Source organism: Siphonobacter sp. SORGH_AS_0500 (genome assembly GCF_031453245.1).
In the GTDB taxonomy this organism is placed as follows: domain Bacteria; phylum Bacteroidota; class Bacteroidia; order Cytophagales; family Spirosomataceae; genus Siphonobacter.
Map to the genome: position 1 here is coordinate 2,358,902 of NZ_JAVIYT010000001.1, position 14,734 is coordinate 2,373,635.

A 14,734-nucleotide genomic window follows, 5' to 3' on the forward strand; every position below is an offset into this window, starting at 1 on the left:
AACTCGATGAAAGCATTCAAATATATCCAGGTGACGGCTGTTTTAGCCACTTGCCTAAGTACGTTCTCCTGCAAAGATTCATTTCTTGATCAACCCGTATTAGGGGCATTGAACGATACGCAGTTGACAAATAAAGCTGGAGTTAATGCACTCCTAATTGGGGCCTACGGGGTTCTGGATGGTAATGGTGCAGGTGCTGCCAACGCCTGGGATGCGGCTCCGGGCAACTGGATTTACGGTAGCGTGGCGGGTGGCGATGCCCACAAAGGCAGTGATGGAGCGGATCAGGGAAGCATGAATGACATCATGCAATACACGCAAAACGCCAGTAATGGTTTCTTCAATAGCAAATGGAAAGCTAGTTTTGAAGGGGTTAATCGCACAAACATTACTCTTTTTTACATAAAAAAAGCACAGGATTTAACAGCGGCAGAAGCAAAAACAATAGAAGCTGAAGCTCGTTTCTTGCGGGCACATTATTACTTCGATTTGAAAAAGATGTTTAATAATGTGCCTTGGGTTGATGAAACTACCACAGATTATGTTAACCCTAATCCCGCAGATTTCAACAAAGCTAATACAACGAGTATCTGGCCTAATATCGAAGCAGATTTCAAATTTGCCTTCGATAATCTCCCAACCACTCAGTCGAGTGTAGCCCGTGCTAATAAGTGGGCAGCGGGAGCATACCTGGCTAAAACGTATTTGTACCAGAAGAAATATCAGGAAGCAAAAACCATGTTTGATCAGGTAATTGCGAGTGGTGTTACTTCCAATGGTTTGAAGTATGGATTATCGGACCGATATGAAGATAACTTTGATGCGGCAACAAAAAACAACCTGGAATCGGTATTTGCAGTTCAAATGGTGGCTAAGGATGGAACAAACTCAATTGATAATTCCAATATTGGTCAGATGTTGAACTTCCCTTATAATAGTCCCTTCCGTTGCTGCGGGTTTTATCAGCCTAGTCAGGATCTGGTAAACTCTTTCCGTACGGATGCTTCAGGTTTGCCTTACGTGGATGATTATAACAGTAATCCTGTAAAAAATGATATGGGTGTGAGTTCGAAAGATTCCACCTTCACGCCTGATAAGCAGCAGTTAGATCCACGCCTAGACTGGACCGTAGGTCGTCGTGGTATTCCTTATTTGGATTGGGGTAAACATCCCGGTCAAGACTGGATTCGGAGTCAGCCTTATGCGGGGCCTTATTCTCCCAAGAAAAATGTATACTGGCAGGCTACTCAGGACAAATATGCCGACCAAAGTTCCTGGGCTCCTGGAACCGCTATCAACGTGCTGATCATCCGTTACGCGGACGTACTACTGATGGCTGCCGAAGCGGAAGCTCAGTTAGGAAACCTGTCAAAAGCTCAAGATTACGTTAATATGGTACGGGCTCGTGCGGCTAAGCCAGAAACCTTAGTGTATAGCTACGTAAACGATAAGGCTCCTCTGTCGGGCTTCTCTTCTACGCCTGCCGCTAACTACAAAGTAGCTCAGTATCCCGCCGGTGCCTTCGCAGGATACGGAAAAGACAAGGCCCTCCGTGCGATCTATTTCGAGCGTAAAATCGAATTAGCGATGGAAGGTCACCGTTTCTTTGACTTATCCCGTTGGGGTATTGCGGAACAGACGCTGAACGCCTACATCGCATACGAAAGTAAAATTACTACGGACTTAACGGGTGGACGTTTCACGGCTCCTAAAAACAACTATTTCCCTATTCCTCAGCGTCAGATCGACTTGTCAACAGTAAATGGCACTCCGACTCTCACGCAGAACCAAGGTTATTAATCATAAGGTTAATGTAATCGGACAGATAGGCAGCACCTTGCTGCCTATCTTCTTTTAGAGAAGGTTTTGGGTTTAGCGTTTTGAGTTGAGTGTTAAATAAAACTCTAAACCCGAACATTTGAACTCAAAACGCTGAACACAAAACCCTAAACTCAATCTCATGAACACACGTCGAGGTTTTTTGAAGAGTGCTGGTCTGATGCTGGCTGGTAGCTCGCTTTACCCATTGCTGAGCAGAGCCGAGGAGGTAGGTAGTGCATTCGTAGCAAAGCCCATCGGAATTCAGTTGTTTACGGTGTTTGAACCCATGAATCAGGACCCGAAAGGAACGCTGAAACAAATCGCAGCTATTGGATATAAGGAAATTGAATCTGCGTTTAGCAGTCGGGGAGGGTATTACGGCTTTAAGCCCAAGGAATTCAAAGCAATCGTAGAGGATTTAGGCATGAAATGGCGTTCGCACCATGCCCTTGGAGCCCCATTTAAACCCCGCCCCGGTATGAAAATGCCGCTGGGTAAGGATGGCAAGCCAATGACGTTTCCACCTTCGTTAAACCTAAAAGAGAACTATCAGCAACTGGCCGACGAAGCGGCTGAGGCAGGATTAAATTACCTGGTGTGTGCCAGTACGCCCGTGGCTACGATGGAGGAAATCAAGAGTTCGATTGAGGTTTTCCAGAAAGCAGCCGAAGCAAGTAAAAAAGCGGGAGTTCAGTTTGCGTACCATAACCACGCCACAGAATTCGATCCCGTGGAAGGAGGGAAGACGCCTTATGAAGTAATCCTTTCGCAAACGAGTCCTGATTTAGTGAAAATGGAGCTGGATTTAGCCTGGGCCACCAAAGCAGGCAAAGACCCGGTAGCGATTTTTAAAGAACATCCCGGACGCTTTCCAATCTGGCACATTAAGGACATAAAATCCGATTTGAAGACCATTACGGAAGTAGGTAATGGCGTAGTTGACTTCAAAAAAGCGTTTAGTGCTGCAAAGATTGCCGGGTTAAAGTACTTTTTTGTTGAACAGGATTTAGCTCCTTCGATGGATAACGTAAAAATCAGTTTTGACCATTTGTCGAAGATTCTGGCTTAAGAAGAATTGAATGTAGAAAATCCCGTCTAACTTCCCCACTAGACGGGATTTTTCGATGGTACACATACGAGTTATGAATAGAACGAATCGTTTTTGGGTCATAGGCCTAAGTCTGTTGATGGGCTGTGGACAATCGCCTGAGTCGAAGAAGGAAAAAGATGGAGCCGAACTGGTCGAAACTTATTGTTCGAGTTGCCATTTATCCGTCAAGCCTGAACTGCTGGATAAGGAAACCTGGCTCAAGCATGTGTTACCCGCAATGGCTCCCAAATTGGGCATCCCTACGACGGCAAGCGGCGAATATTACATCGTAGCCAACAGTCAGGAGAAGTCAGCTTTGTCTTTTCAGGAATGGACAAAACTCGTGGCTTATTTTGAAAAGATGGCCCCTGATAGCCTGAAAGCAGCCAGCCGTGAACCTCTTAAGAAAGACTGGGCGATTTTTGAACTACAAAAACCTAAAGAATTTTCGGAACATGCGTTAACCACGATGGTGCAATTCCAAGGCGATAAAATTTATTCTGGTCATAATGGTCAGACTGCGATGTATGCCTGGGATAAAAACCTGAATCGTTCGGAAGTAATCAGTCTCCAATCGCCCGTAGTGAATGCGGAATTTATCAGCCCAACTGAAGCAGCCGTTACCACCATCGGAACCTTGCTGGCCGTAGATCAGCCCATCGGAGAGGTGGTGAAAGTAGATCTAGCCACCAAAAAAACGACTCTCATTGCAAGCCAGTTACCACGCCCTATTCAATCCGTTGCGGGGGATTTTGATAAAGATGGACGGATGGACTGGGTCATTTGCGGTTTTGGACATGATAAAGGTGGACTATACCTATCAACGCAACAGGCTGATGGCAGTTATCAGACCCGTCCCATTCGGGCGGAGGCCGGAGCTACTCAGGTGGTGGTTGATGATTTTAACAAAGACGGCTGGCCCGATTGCATGGCTTTGTTTGCTCATGGGGACGAAGGGCTCTGGCTGTTCACGAATAATAAAAAGGGTGGATTTGAAGAAAAACGCATTCAGCAGTTTCTGCCATTGGCGGGGTCAACCAGTTTTCAATTAGTCGATTTAAACAAAGATGGGCAGTTGGATTTAATCTACACTAGTGGAGACAACAGCGACTATTCCAAAATTCTGAAGCCTTATCACGGCGTTTATACGTTTATCAATCAGGGTAATTTTACTTTTAAGCAAAACTGGTTTTATCCCGTCAATGGTTGCACAAAAGTAATGGCCGCTGACTTTGATCAGGATGGAGATATCGACTTAGCAACGATTGCTTTCTTCGCCGATTTTAAAAATAACCCGGACGAAAGTTTCATCTATTTCGAGCAGGATGCCCGTAAACAATGGGTCCCTCATGCCGTGCCCGTTCACGCAAATGGCCGCTGGATTTGCATGGATGCTAAAGACTGGGACGGCGACGGCGATCTCGATATTGTGCTGGGTAATTATTCCCGAGGCTTTAATAATCAGGAGGATTATAAACCAAACTGGAACTTGAACCTGCCCTTAATTGTACTGAAAAACCGGACGAAGTAAGAGCCGAATTTTGCCAACATCCCGGGAGCTTTAAGCTTTCGGGATGTTGAGTTTTTGTGATTATCTAACAATATGTTTATTGGTTATAAAACGTTGAATATCAATTTGATAACTAATAACTAACAACTAACAACTACTTATATGGCCAATTAGCTATTATTTTTGCGGGAAATCTGCGTCATGGCAAAATGCCACCGCGACTTTTCCCTGCATGAAGTCACTTACCATTGTCAATCGCCACTATCCTCCCAATCCCGGTATTACCGGCGAGTCAGCGTGGGATCTTGCTCAGGTACTCATTGAAAATCATGGCGTTGATGTACATATTGTTCACATTGACCGCACCTACGATGGCGGCGGAGCCATTCGGCAACCCCTAGGTCAGACGCATGCAGTATCGACTATTTACGAAGGGAAAAATCCATTACTACGCTTCATTGCTGGTCCATTAGACGGTTTTTTGTTAATTCGAAAGGCTCTTAGAATTCGTAAAGGACCTTTGTTAGTCATGACCAGCCCGCCCTTACTACCCTTCTGGGCTTCTCTGTTTTTGAAACGGAAAAACTGGATACTCTGGAGCATGGATTTGTTTCCTGAAGGCTTCGCGGCGGATGGAAAAATTAAAGAAACGAATTCGATTTATCGCTGGATTATTAAGAAAACGTATCAGAATGCTCCGAAGGCATTGATTGCTTTGGGGCCCAATCAGGCGGAGCTATTACGCTGGAAATACCAGCATTCCATCCCTACCATTTTATTACCCTGCGGCGTACTGGTCGATCAGTCCCAGGACGAAACTCGCCCTGAATGGCGAATGGATGACTCCAAAATCTATCTGGGTTATGCAGGCAACGTGGGAGAGGCTCATTCGGCTGAATTTCTGGAACGTATCATCCATCACATAAATCCCGATCATCAGCGACTGATTTTGGCTTTGTACGGAACGAAGGCTGAGAATCTGATCAGACTGGCAGAAGGGAAGCCGGGCATTCTGGTACTAAAAAATATTCCCCGGGCACAGTTGCACTGGCTTGATGTTCAGTTAGTAAGCTTGTTGCCGAAGTGGACACACATTGCCGTACCGTCCAAAGCCGTAAGTGCGATCTGTTCGGGATCTCCCATTATTTTTTGCGGTAGTAAAGAAGCCGATACCTGGGAACTTCTTCGGGATGCCGCCTGGTTAATTAATACAGACGAATCGCTGGATGAGCAGGTAAAGACCCTACTAAATTCATTGACGCTGGCAGAAATCGAAGACAAAAAACGATCCGCCCGATTAGTCGCCAGAAGATTAAACGAAATGGTAACCCAGGCCTATCAGCAAATTGAGAAATTAATATAAGAGTGTGGTTTTAATTGAAATACTGGACTCTATCAACCACAGCGTTTCACTAAGTATTGCTCAGATTTGCACAGAGTAGAGGGGCAGTTAATATAATTGAAAACTGCAAACAGTAAACTGAAAACTTTTAAGGTTAACTACCTTACAAACCCATGAAAAAAACAGTAACGTACGTTCTCGAGCCCGAGATAGCTCTGGATGCTGACCGCTTTCGTCAGCACATTTCCGAAGAATTAGCTTTACCACTGGACTCCGCCGACTGGCAGGTCCGCAAAACCCGTCAATCGGTTGATGCCCGGGGGCGGCAGGTAAAGGTTAATATCGAAGCGGAGGTCTTTATCAATGAAATTCCCCAACCCCAGCGTCAGTATCAGTTTCAATACGGAAATGTGAGTGCCGCTCCTGCAGCAGTGATCGTTGGAGCGGGGCCAGCCGGTTTATTTGCGGCTCTTCGACTGATTGAATTGGGTATTAAACCCATCGTGCTGGAACGTGGAAAAGACGTGCGGGCTCGTCGTCGCGATCTGGCCGCTATTAATAAAGAACACATCGTTAATCCTGACTCAAACTATTGTTTTGGTGAAGGTGGAGCGGGGACTTACTCCGATGGTAAATTATACACCCGGTCTAAAAAGCGGGGTGACATTCGGCGGATTCTGGAAATTCTGGTGAATCATGGAGCGGTGGAGGATATTCTTATCGACGCCCATCCGCACATCGGGACGAACAAATTGCCCTACGTAGTTGCGGCCCTGCGGGAACAGATTCTGGCTTCGGGTGGAGAAGTGAAATTCGATGCCAAGGTAACCGACTTTATCATCGAACAGGGGCACATGCGAGGGGTAGTTACGGCAGATGGGCAGGAACATACCGGACTTGGCGTGATTTTGGCGACGGGTCACTCGGCTCGGGATATTTTTGATTTATGCCAGAAGCGTAACGTTTTCATGGAAGCTAAAGCTTTTGCCATGGGTGTTCGTATTGAACATCCACAGGCTTTAATCGACCAGCTCCAGTACCATCGGCCCGAGCGTGGGTTATTGCCTGCAGCGGCGTACAGTCTGGTGGCTCAGACGAAGTACAAAGGAGTGGATCGCGGCGTGTTTTCTTTCTGCATGTGTCCCGGTGGCTTTATCGTTCCAGCGGCTACGGCTCCGGGCGAGTTAGTCGTAAATGGCATGTCGCCTTCCCGTCGCGACTCGTACTTTGCCAATTCTGGCATGGTTGTGGCGGTGAATGAACCCGACTGGAAGAAATATTCTAAATACGGTGCTTTAGCGGGCTTACATTACCAGCAGGAAATCGAGCAGAAAGCCTGTCAGGCGGCGGCTCAAACCCAAAAAGCTCCGACGCAGCGTGTGCAGGATTTTATTCAGGGAAAAGTTTCATCTGAACTCAATGAGACCTCCTATCAGCCCGGATTAGTTTCACTGGATTTATCGAACATCTTACCTGAAACTATTGCCGAGCCTTTAAAACTGGGCTTACAGGAATTTGGTAAACGCATGAAAGGGTATACGTCGAACGAAGGCCAGTTGATCGGTATCGAAAGCCGGACGTCTTCTCCCGTCAGAATCCCTCGGGACAAAGAGACCTATGAGCACGTACAAATTAAGCGGTTATATCCATGTGGTGAAGGAGCCGGTTACGCCGGAGGAATTGTTTCGGCTGCCGTAGATGGCGAACGCTGTGCGGAGGCTTTAGCGGCGAATTATCGTTAGATAAACTCATAAATGGGCTTGAAAATCGCTATTTCCGATAAAAAAATGCTACTTGAGAATGAATACATTTTCAGTGACTTAAGTTAATCTTACGGGAAAGACTTCCCGAATGGATAACCTATTTCCGCTCAGGAAGCCTTAACTTGCAGGCAATACCCCGTAATTTCTACCAATATGAATTTAGCAACCGCAACCTTTTCTGAATTCTCTGCTTCACTAAGTCAACGTCTACAAGAGCCGTTGCCGGGAGAGCTGGCTCATCAGAAAATGGCAGCCGGGGGCAAAGCTCGTATTAAAATGCAGCCTAATGAACGCACGCGTCAAAGTGCGGTTCTGATTCTGTTTTACGAATATTTGGGTAATTTATACCTGCCGCTGATTTTGCGTCCGAAGTATGAAGGCGTGCACGGTGGGCAAATGGCTTTTCCGGGTGGTCGGATGGAGCGGACAGATAAAAGTCTGATTCATACCGCCTTACGGGAAGCCCAGGAAGAAATAGGAATCAAAGCCAGCGACGTGAAGATCCTGGGTTCACTGACAAAATTATATATTCCACCCAGTAATTTTTGGGTATTACCCGTTATTGGAACGCTTTCCTACCGTCCTGATTTCTATCCTGATCCAGTGGAAGTCGATATGATTCTGGAAATTGAGCTGGAAGAAATGATGAACGAAGGAGTGTTAGGCACTGAAAAACGGGAGTCTAAAGGCCTGATATTTGATGCTCCTTATTACCTCTTACAGGATCAGAAAGTATGGGGAGCAACGGCCATGATGATTGCCGAACTGTTAGTCGTATTAAACGAAGCCAAGTAATAAGGGTGGTTGGTTTTTTTACGCAAAAATCCAGATTGAATGCATTTATTGGCTGGTATTGATCAATAAAATTCATTATCTTTACTCAGTTAAGTAAGTTAGTCAATCCATAAGTATGAATTGATGAAGGAAGTGAAGATGAAATCTTTGTTGAAACAGGAAATAATCACTCATTTTCAAGCTTTAGTACCCGTGTTTTACTAACGAAACTGGTCTTCCCTTTTCGTTTGAACCCCTTTTTACCCATGTCCGAACCATTCGAACAGGAAGAATCCCTGCACGATCAGATTGCCGTTGACGGTATGTATCAGCAGTGGTTTCTGGAATATGCCTCTTATGTGATTCTGGAGCGGGCCGTGCCCGCTATTGAAGACGGACTAAAACCCGTGCAACGCCGAATTCTGCACGCCTTAAATGAGTTAGATGACGGTCGTTTTAACAAGGTTGCGAATGTCGTAGGGGCTGCTATGCAGTATCACCCCCACGGCGATGCTTCCATCTATGATGCCATTGTTAATGTTGGCCAGAAAGGTCTTTTGTTTGACTGCCAGGGAAACTGGGGCGACATTAATACCGGCGACAGTGCCGCCGCTGCCCGTTACATCGAAGTTCGTCTGTCTGCCTTTGGTAGAGAGGTCGTATTTAATGATGACACGACCGAATGGCAATTGAGTTACGATGGTCGTAAACGAGAACCCGTTACTCTGCCCGTTAAGTTTCCTTTGTTGCTGGCTCAGGGCGTAGAAGGGATTGCGGTAGGTCTGTCCACTAAAATTCTCCCTCATAATTTCATTGAACTCTGCGAAGCTTCGATTGATATTCTGAAGGGTAACCCCATTTCCTTATTACCCGATTTCCCGACCGGAGGAATGGTCGATACCACGAACTACAACGACGGTCAGCGGGGAGGTAAAGTTCGGGTGCGGGCCAAAATCAAAGAGCTGGATAAGAAAACATTGGTCATTACCGAAATTCCCTACGGAGCGACGACAACTTCCGTGAAGGATTCGATTATAAAGGCTAATGACGAAGGAAAAATCAAGATTCGGAAGGTTGAAGACCTGACTTCAAAGAACGTAGAAATTCACGTTCATCTGGCCCCTGGCGTTTCTCCAGACATTACTATTGATGCTCTGTATGCCTTTACCGAATGCGAAGTAAGTATCTCGCCGAATGCCTGCGTCATCACGGCTGATAAACCCATTTTCTCGAATGTAAGCGACATCCTGCGGATTAATACCGAGCAAACGAAGGAATTATTACGTCGGGAGCTGGAGATTCGTCGGCTGGAATTACAGGAAAAAATTCTGTTTTCTTCGCTTGAAAAAATCTTCATCGAAAACCGGATCTACCGTCAGATTGAAGAATGCGAAACGTTCGAAGCCGTCGTTCAGACCGTTGACAAAGGACTGGACCCCTATAAGAAGGATTTCTACCGTGAAATAACGGAAGAAGATATTCTGCGACTGCTCGAAATTCGGATTAAACGGATTTCTAAATACGATGCTTTCAAGGCCGATGAAGCCATGAAACGGCTGGAAAAAGAACTGGCCGAAGTCATGGAGCACCTGGCTCATATGACGCGTTTCGCGATTGATTACTTCAAAAACTTACTAAAGAAATTTGGTAAAGGCCGCGAACGTAAAACGGAAATCAAGAGCTTTAACACGGTCTCGGTGGCGGTGGTTGCGGCAACGAATGCCAAGTTATACGTAAACCGCGAAGATGGGTTTATCGGTTTCGGCCTCAAGAAAGACGAATACGTATGCGACTGCTCGGATATTGACGACATTATCGTCTTCCGTCGGGACGGCAAGTGTCTCGTTACCAAAATTCAGGACAAAGTCTTCGTTGGGAAGGACATTATGTATTGCGGCGTGTTCCGAAAAGGAGACGATCGCCGGGTGTATAATCTGATGTACAGCGATTCAAAATCGGGGGTCAGTTATGCGAAACGCTTCTGCGTAACGGCTGTTACCCGCGACCGGGAATATGACCTGACGGCAGGTAATCCAAAATCGAAAGTATTGTGGTTTACGGTAAATGATAACGGGGAAGCAGAAACCGTTGAAGTAAAACTAACGGCTTCATCCACGGCCAAGGTAAAGCAATTTGAATGGGATTTCGCGAAATTATCCATCAAAAACCGCGAAGCCTTGGGTAATCAGGTAACCAAGTATCCGATTCGGAAAGTAGAGCTGAAGCGGACGGGTGTTTCTACCTTGGGAGGGGTGGACATCTGGTATGATCCTACGATCAGTCGCCTGAACCGTGATAATCGGGGACAATACCTGGGTAACTTCGAAGCAAAAGATTCAATTCTGGTTATTTATAAAGATGGTAACTATGAGTTAACCAGTTTCGAGTTAACCAACCGTTACGAGCAGGATCAGATTTTGAGTATTTCGAAATTTACTCCAGAAACCGTTATTTCAGCGATTCACTTCGACGGAGGACAAAAGAATTACTTTGTCAAACGTTTCCACATCGAAACAACGACTGTCGATAAGAAATTCTACTTCATCGGTGAAGCGAAAGGCTCTAAACTGCTGGTCGCAAGTGTGGCTGATTTCCCTCGGATCGAATTGAGTACAAAAGAAACCGACAAAGGCCCAATCACGAAAGAAGAGTTGGCCGTGGATGAACTGGTGGAAGTGCGAGGGTGGAAAGCTCTGGGTAATAAACTGACCTCTAATAAAGTGGTGGAAGTGAAAGCCTTAGCTCCTAAAATCGTGGAAAAGCCAGTAGAGCAAGAGACGAAGCCCGTAAAGAGCGTTGCAGAAAATTTGGAGGAAAAGGAGATTGAAAATCAGGAAGATCCTGCCTCGCTCAACCAGCTCGATTTGTTTGGATAAAGAAGTCTTGCGAGATTTAGGTAACGAACCGCTAGGGTCGTAATCACAGAATGGATGGATATGACCGAAAAAACCCTACTTTTTAGTGCTACACGCCAGGTGAGTCACCGGACTAGCCTCTTGGTAAAAATTATCAAGTGGACAGCCAAGGTAGGGTTTGCTGTGTTCATAATCATTCTGCTTTGTAATGTTTGGGTAGTGCTAAGTACGAGTAACCAGAATTATTATTTTCTGAAGCAACTTCCGGCTAATGATGTCGGGCTAGTGCTGGGAACAAGTAAATACAGTGCCAGCGGTCGTCAGAATCTGTTTTTCAAGTACCGCATGGAAGCAGCGGCTTTATTATACCATGAAGGAAAAGTGAAAGTGCTGATTCTGAGTGGCAATAATGATTCCGAATACTACAATGAACCCCGAGACATGGAAGATGCTCTCGTGGCTTTAGGTGTTCCGGCTAATGTGATCCAGCATGACTTTGCGGGTCGCCGGACGTACGACAGTATTGTTCGCTGCCGGGAAGTTTTCAAGCATAAGCAGGTAACCGTCATTTCGCAACCTTTTCATAACGCCAGAGCTTTATTTCTGGCTAATCAACTAAATGTTGAGGCGGTGGCTTTTGCGGCTCAGGATGTACCCAATGGATATTCGATTAAAACCCTGGTTCGGGAATACCTGGCTCGTCCGAAAGCGGTGATGGATGTTTTTTTCCTGAACCCTACCTTTACGCGACGAAACATTCCCATCGAAAACGAACGCCGGAAGCGGGCTGTGGACGATTCCATCTAATGGAACTTACTTTTCAGAAAACCCGGACGATCCGTCTGGGTTTTCTTAGTTTTGCAGGATTATTCAGGGCTTATGATTATAGAAACTCACGCTCACCTGTACGATGAGCAATACGATACCGATCGCGAAGCTATGATTCAGCGGGCGATCGACAAAGGCGTAGACCAATTCTGGTTACCCAACTGCGATTCGGAAACGATTCCGGGCATGATGGAGCTGGCTAAAAATTATCCCGGAAAATGCCGCCCTATGATAGGTCTGCATCCCACGTATGTGAAGGAGAATGTAGAGCAAGAGCTGGCCATCATGAAAGAGTGGCTTGATAAAGACCCGTCAGCATTTGTAGCCATCGGAGAAATTGGTCTTGATTTTTACTGGGATGTTACCTTTGCGGAGCAACAAAAAGCTGCTTTTTTAACGCAGTTGCAATGGGCTCAGGCCTACAAACTTCCCATTGCCATTCATTGCCGGAATGCCTTTTGGGAGACGGTAGAACTAATCGAAAAACACAACGACCCGAATTTGAGAGGGATTTTTCACTGTTTTTCGGGTGGAGTTGAAGAGGCCAAAAAAGCGATTGAGCTTAACTTTTTGTTAGGCATTGGTGGGGTAGTTACCTTTAAAAACGGGGGGCTTGATAAGGTCATTCCCGAAGTAGAATTAAAACATCTGGTGTTGGAAACGGATGCCCCCTATCTGGCTCCCGTACCATACAGGGGAAAGCGAAATGAATCCAGTTACTTACCTCTGATTGCTCAGAAAATTGCGGATTTAAAAGAGGTTTCGCTGGAAACTGTTACTAAAATCACTACTGAAAATGCCTTACAGTTGCTTCAGTAAGATTAACCAATACCCTAAAGCATACTTCATTGAAACTTATTACTGTTGATACGGCGGCTTCGGCCCATTCCCCGGTTTCAGTTTTGGTCATCTATACCGGCGGAACGTTTGGCATGGTCTATGATCGTCGTCTGGAAACGCTTGTTCCCTTCAATTTCGAGCAAATTCTGGATCGCATTCCAGAATTAGCCCGCCTCCGTTTTTCGATTTCTGTCTTGGTATTGGATGAATTACTGGATTCGTCCAACATGCAGCCGGAGCATTGGTTGCACCTGAGCCATATTATTGCCGAGCGTTACGATCAGTACGATAGTTTTGTCATTGTTCACGGCACCGATACTATGGCCTATACGGCTTCGGCTCTGAGCTTCCTTTTTGAGAATCTGAATAAACCCGTGATCCTGACCGGAGCTCAGTTGCCCATCGGAGCCGCCCGGACGGATGCTGTCGAGAATTTTATTACCGCTCTCGAAATAGCCGCCGCTCGTGACGAATATAACCAGCCGATGGTACCGGAAGTTGCCATTTATTTTCACTCGCTGTTGCTACGCGGAAATCGGGCACGTAAACAGGAAAGTAGCCAGTTTAATGCGTTTCAGTCGGAGAATTATCCCTTGCTGGCCGAAGCCGGGGTTACCATTGATTACAATCGGCCCTACATCCGGCCTTACCAGCCAGACCAACCGTTTCGGGTGCACCAGAAACTGGATTCAAATGTGGTTATTCTGAAAATTTTTCCCGGAATCTCTGCGTCTGTTTTACATAGTATTCTGTCGATTGAAAACCTGAAAGGAGTGGTGCTGGAAACGTACGGTGCCGGGAATGCTCCCACAGCTCCCTGGTTTCTGGAAGCTTTACAAAAAGCAACTGAACGCGGCGTAATCCTGTTGAACGTCTCGCAATGCATGGGGGGGAAAGTAATGCAGGGACGCTATCAGACCAGTAAGTATCTGAACGACATGGGCTTAGTGAGTGGGGCAGACTTGACGTCGGAAGCCGCCGTTACGAAATTGATGTTTTTATTAGGACAATACGGCGACGACATCGAACGCATTAGAAAAGAATTATCTGAATCTTTGCGAGGAGAATTAAGCTAAACGCTTGCTTTTGGGCATTTCAAAGTTGTATCTTGCGGACCCAAAACACAGAGGGGTGTCCGAGTGGTTGAAGGAGCACGCCTGGAAAGTGTGTATACCTCTAAAGGGTATCGAGGGTTCGAATCCCTTCCCCTCTGCTAAAGCCTGATTATCAGCCGATAATCAGGCTTTTTTTGGTTTTCAGTTGTCTTATTAATCCATTCATTTAAAAGGTATCCCCATGTCAATTTGTGCATTATGCGGTTCTTCGGAGCAACTTTCTGTGTATGAAGTGCAACCCGTCCGTTCTTTTCCGAACAAAGTAATACTCTGCCAAACTTGTTTGGATCAGATTGAGCGTAAAACGGAATTGAAACCCGATTACTGGCATTTCCTGTCGGACGCCATGTGGAGCGAAGAACCCGCCGTGCAAGTAATAGCGTGGCGAATGCTGAATCGGTTAAAGACGGAGACCTGGGCAGCGGATTTGCTGGATATGCTTTACCTGGATGAAGAGTTGCTGGATTGGGCAAAGGCTCTCGGAGAAGAGGACGAACCAATCGCGGCTCTGGAGCATAAAGATAGCTTAGGAAATGTATTGAATCACGGCGATTCTGTGGTGTTAACCAAAACGCTGGATGTGAAAGGAAGTTCGATTAATGCCCGTATTGGAACCGTAGTAAAAAATATTCGACTGGTTGAAGATAATCCAGAGCAGATTGAAGGGAAAATCGATGGACAATTGATTGTTATTCTGACAAAATACCTGAAAAAACAGAATGGCTAATAAAGAAGGACTACTCACCTGAGTAGTCCTTTTCATTTGTTTATTTATAATGTAGGTCAATTGGTAGAT

At 45.9% G+C, this 14,734-nt stretch carries 11 protein-coding genes and 1 tRNA gene; all 12 read left to right on the top strand.

The window, feature by feature from the left end:
• Positions 1–6 precede the first annotated feature (6 nt).
• Entirely contained in the window at positions 7–1,800 is a 1,794-nt protein-coding gene (locus QE357_RS09975) for a RagB/SusD family nutrient uptake outer membrane protein (RefSeq protein WP_309707126.1), read from the top strand.
• Between the two features lie 160 nt (positions 1,801–1,960).
• Positions 1,961–2,890, top strand: a complete 930-nt coding sequence (locus QE357_RS09980) for a sugar phosphate isomerase/epimerase (RefSeq protein WP_309707128.1) — start codon at positions 1,961–1,963, stop codon at positions 2,888–2,890.
• 73 nt (positions 2,891–2,963) lie between these two features.
• A complete protein-coding gene (locus tag QE357_RS09985) occupies positions 2,964–4,442 on the top strand; it encodes an FG-GAP-like repeat-containing protein (protein WP_309707130.1) in 1,479 nt (492 codons plus the stop codon).
• A 211-nt stretch (positions 4,443–4,653) separates the two neighbouring features.
• Positions 4,654–5,784 (top strand): hypothetical protein, encoded by a 1,131-nt coding sequence (locus tag QE357_RS09990; protein WP_309707132.1) that lies wholly within the window; start codon positions 4,654–4,656, stop codon positions 5,782–5,784.
• A gap of 152 nt (positions 5,785–5,936) precedes the next feature.
• A complete protein-coding gene (locus tag QE357_RS09995) occupies positions 5,937–7,505 on the top strand; it encodes an FAD-dependent protein (RefSeq protein WP_309707134.1) in 1,569 nt (522 codons plus the stop codon).
• Positions 7,506–7,679: 174 nt separating this feature from the next.
• Positions 7,680–8,321, top strand: a complete 642-nt coding sequence (locus QE357_RS10000; RefSeq protein WP_106634910.1) for a CoA pyrophosphatase — start codon at positions 7,680–7,682, stop codon at positions 8,319–8,321.
• 245 nt (positions 8,322–8,566) lie between these two features.
• Positions 8,567–11,176 (top strand): DNA gyrase/topoisomerase IV subunit A, encoded by a 2,610-nt coding sequence (locus QE357_RS10005; protein WP_106634909.1) that lies wholly within the window; start codon positions 8,567–8,569, stop codon positions 11,174–11,176.
• Between the two features lie 54 nt (positions 11,177–11,230).
• Positions 11,231–11,962, top strand: coding sequence for a vancomycin high temperature exclusion protein (locus tag QE357_RS10010; RefSeq protein ID WP_409050236.1), 732 nt, complete (start codon positions 11,231–11,233; stop codon positions 11,960–11,962).
• 72 nt (positions 11,963–12,034) lie between these two features.
• Positions 12,035–12,802, top strand: a complete 768-nt coding sequence (locus tag QE357_RS10015) for a TatD family hydrolase (RefSeq protein ID WP_309707136.1) — start codon at positions 12,035–12,037, stop codon at positions 12,800–12,802.
• Between the two features lie 29 nt (positions 12,803–12,831).
• Positions 12,832–13,899 carry an asparaginase gene (locus QE357_RS10020; RefSeq protein ID WP_309707138.1) on the top strand — a complete coding sequence of 356 codons (1,068 nt, stop codon included), beginning with the start codon at positions 12,832–12,834 and terminating at the stop codon, positions 13,897–13,899.
• 49 nt (positions 13,900–13,948) lie between these two features.
• Positions 13,949–14,036: transfer RNA gene (locus QE357_RS10025), tRNA-Ser, on the top strand.
• Positions 14,037–14,119: 83 nt separating this feature from the next.
• Positions 14,120–14,665 carry a PhnA domain-containing protein gene (locus QE357_RS10030; RefSeq protein ID WP_309707140.1) on the top strand — a complete coding sequence of 182 codons (546 nt, stop codon included), beginning with the start codon at positions 14,120–14,122 and terminating at the stop codon, positions 14,663–14,665.
• Positions 14,666–14,734 lie beyond the last annotated feature (69 nt).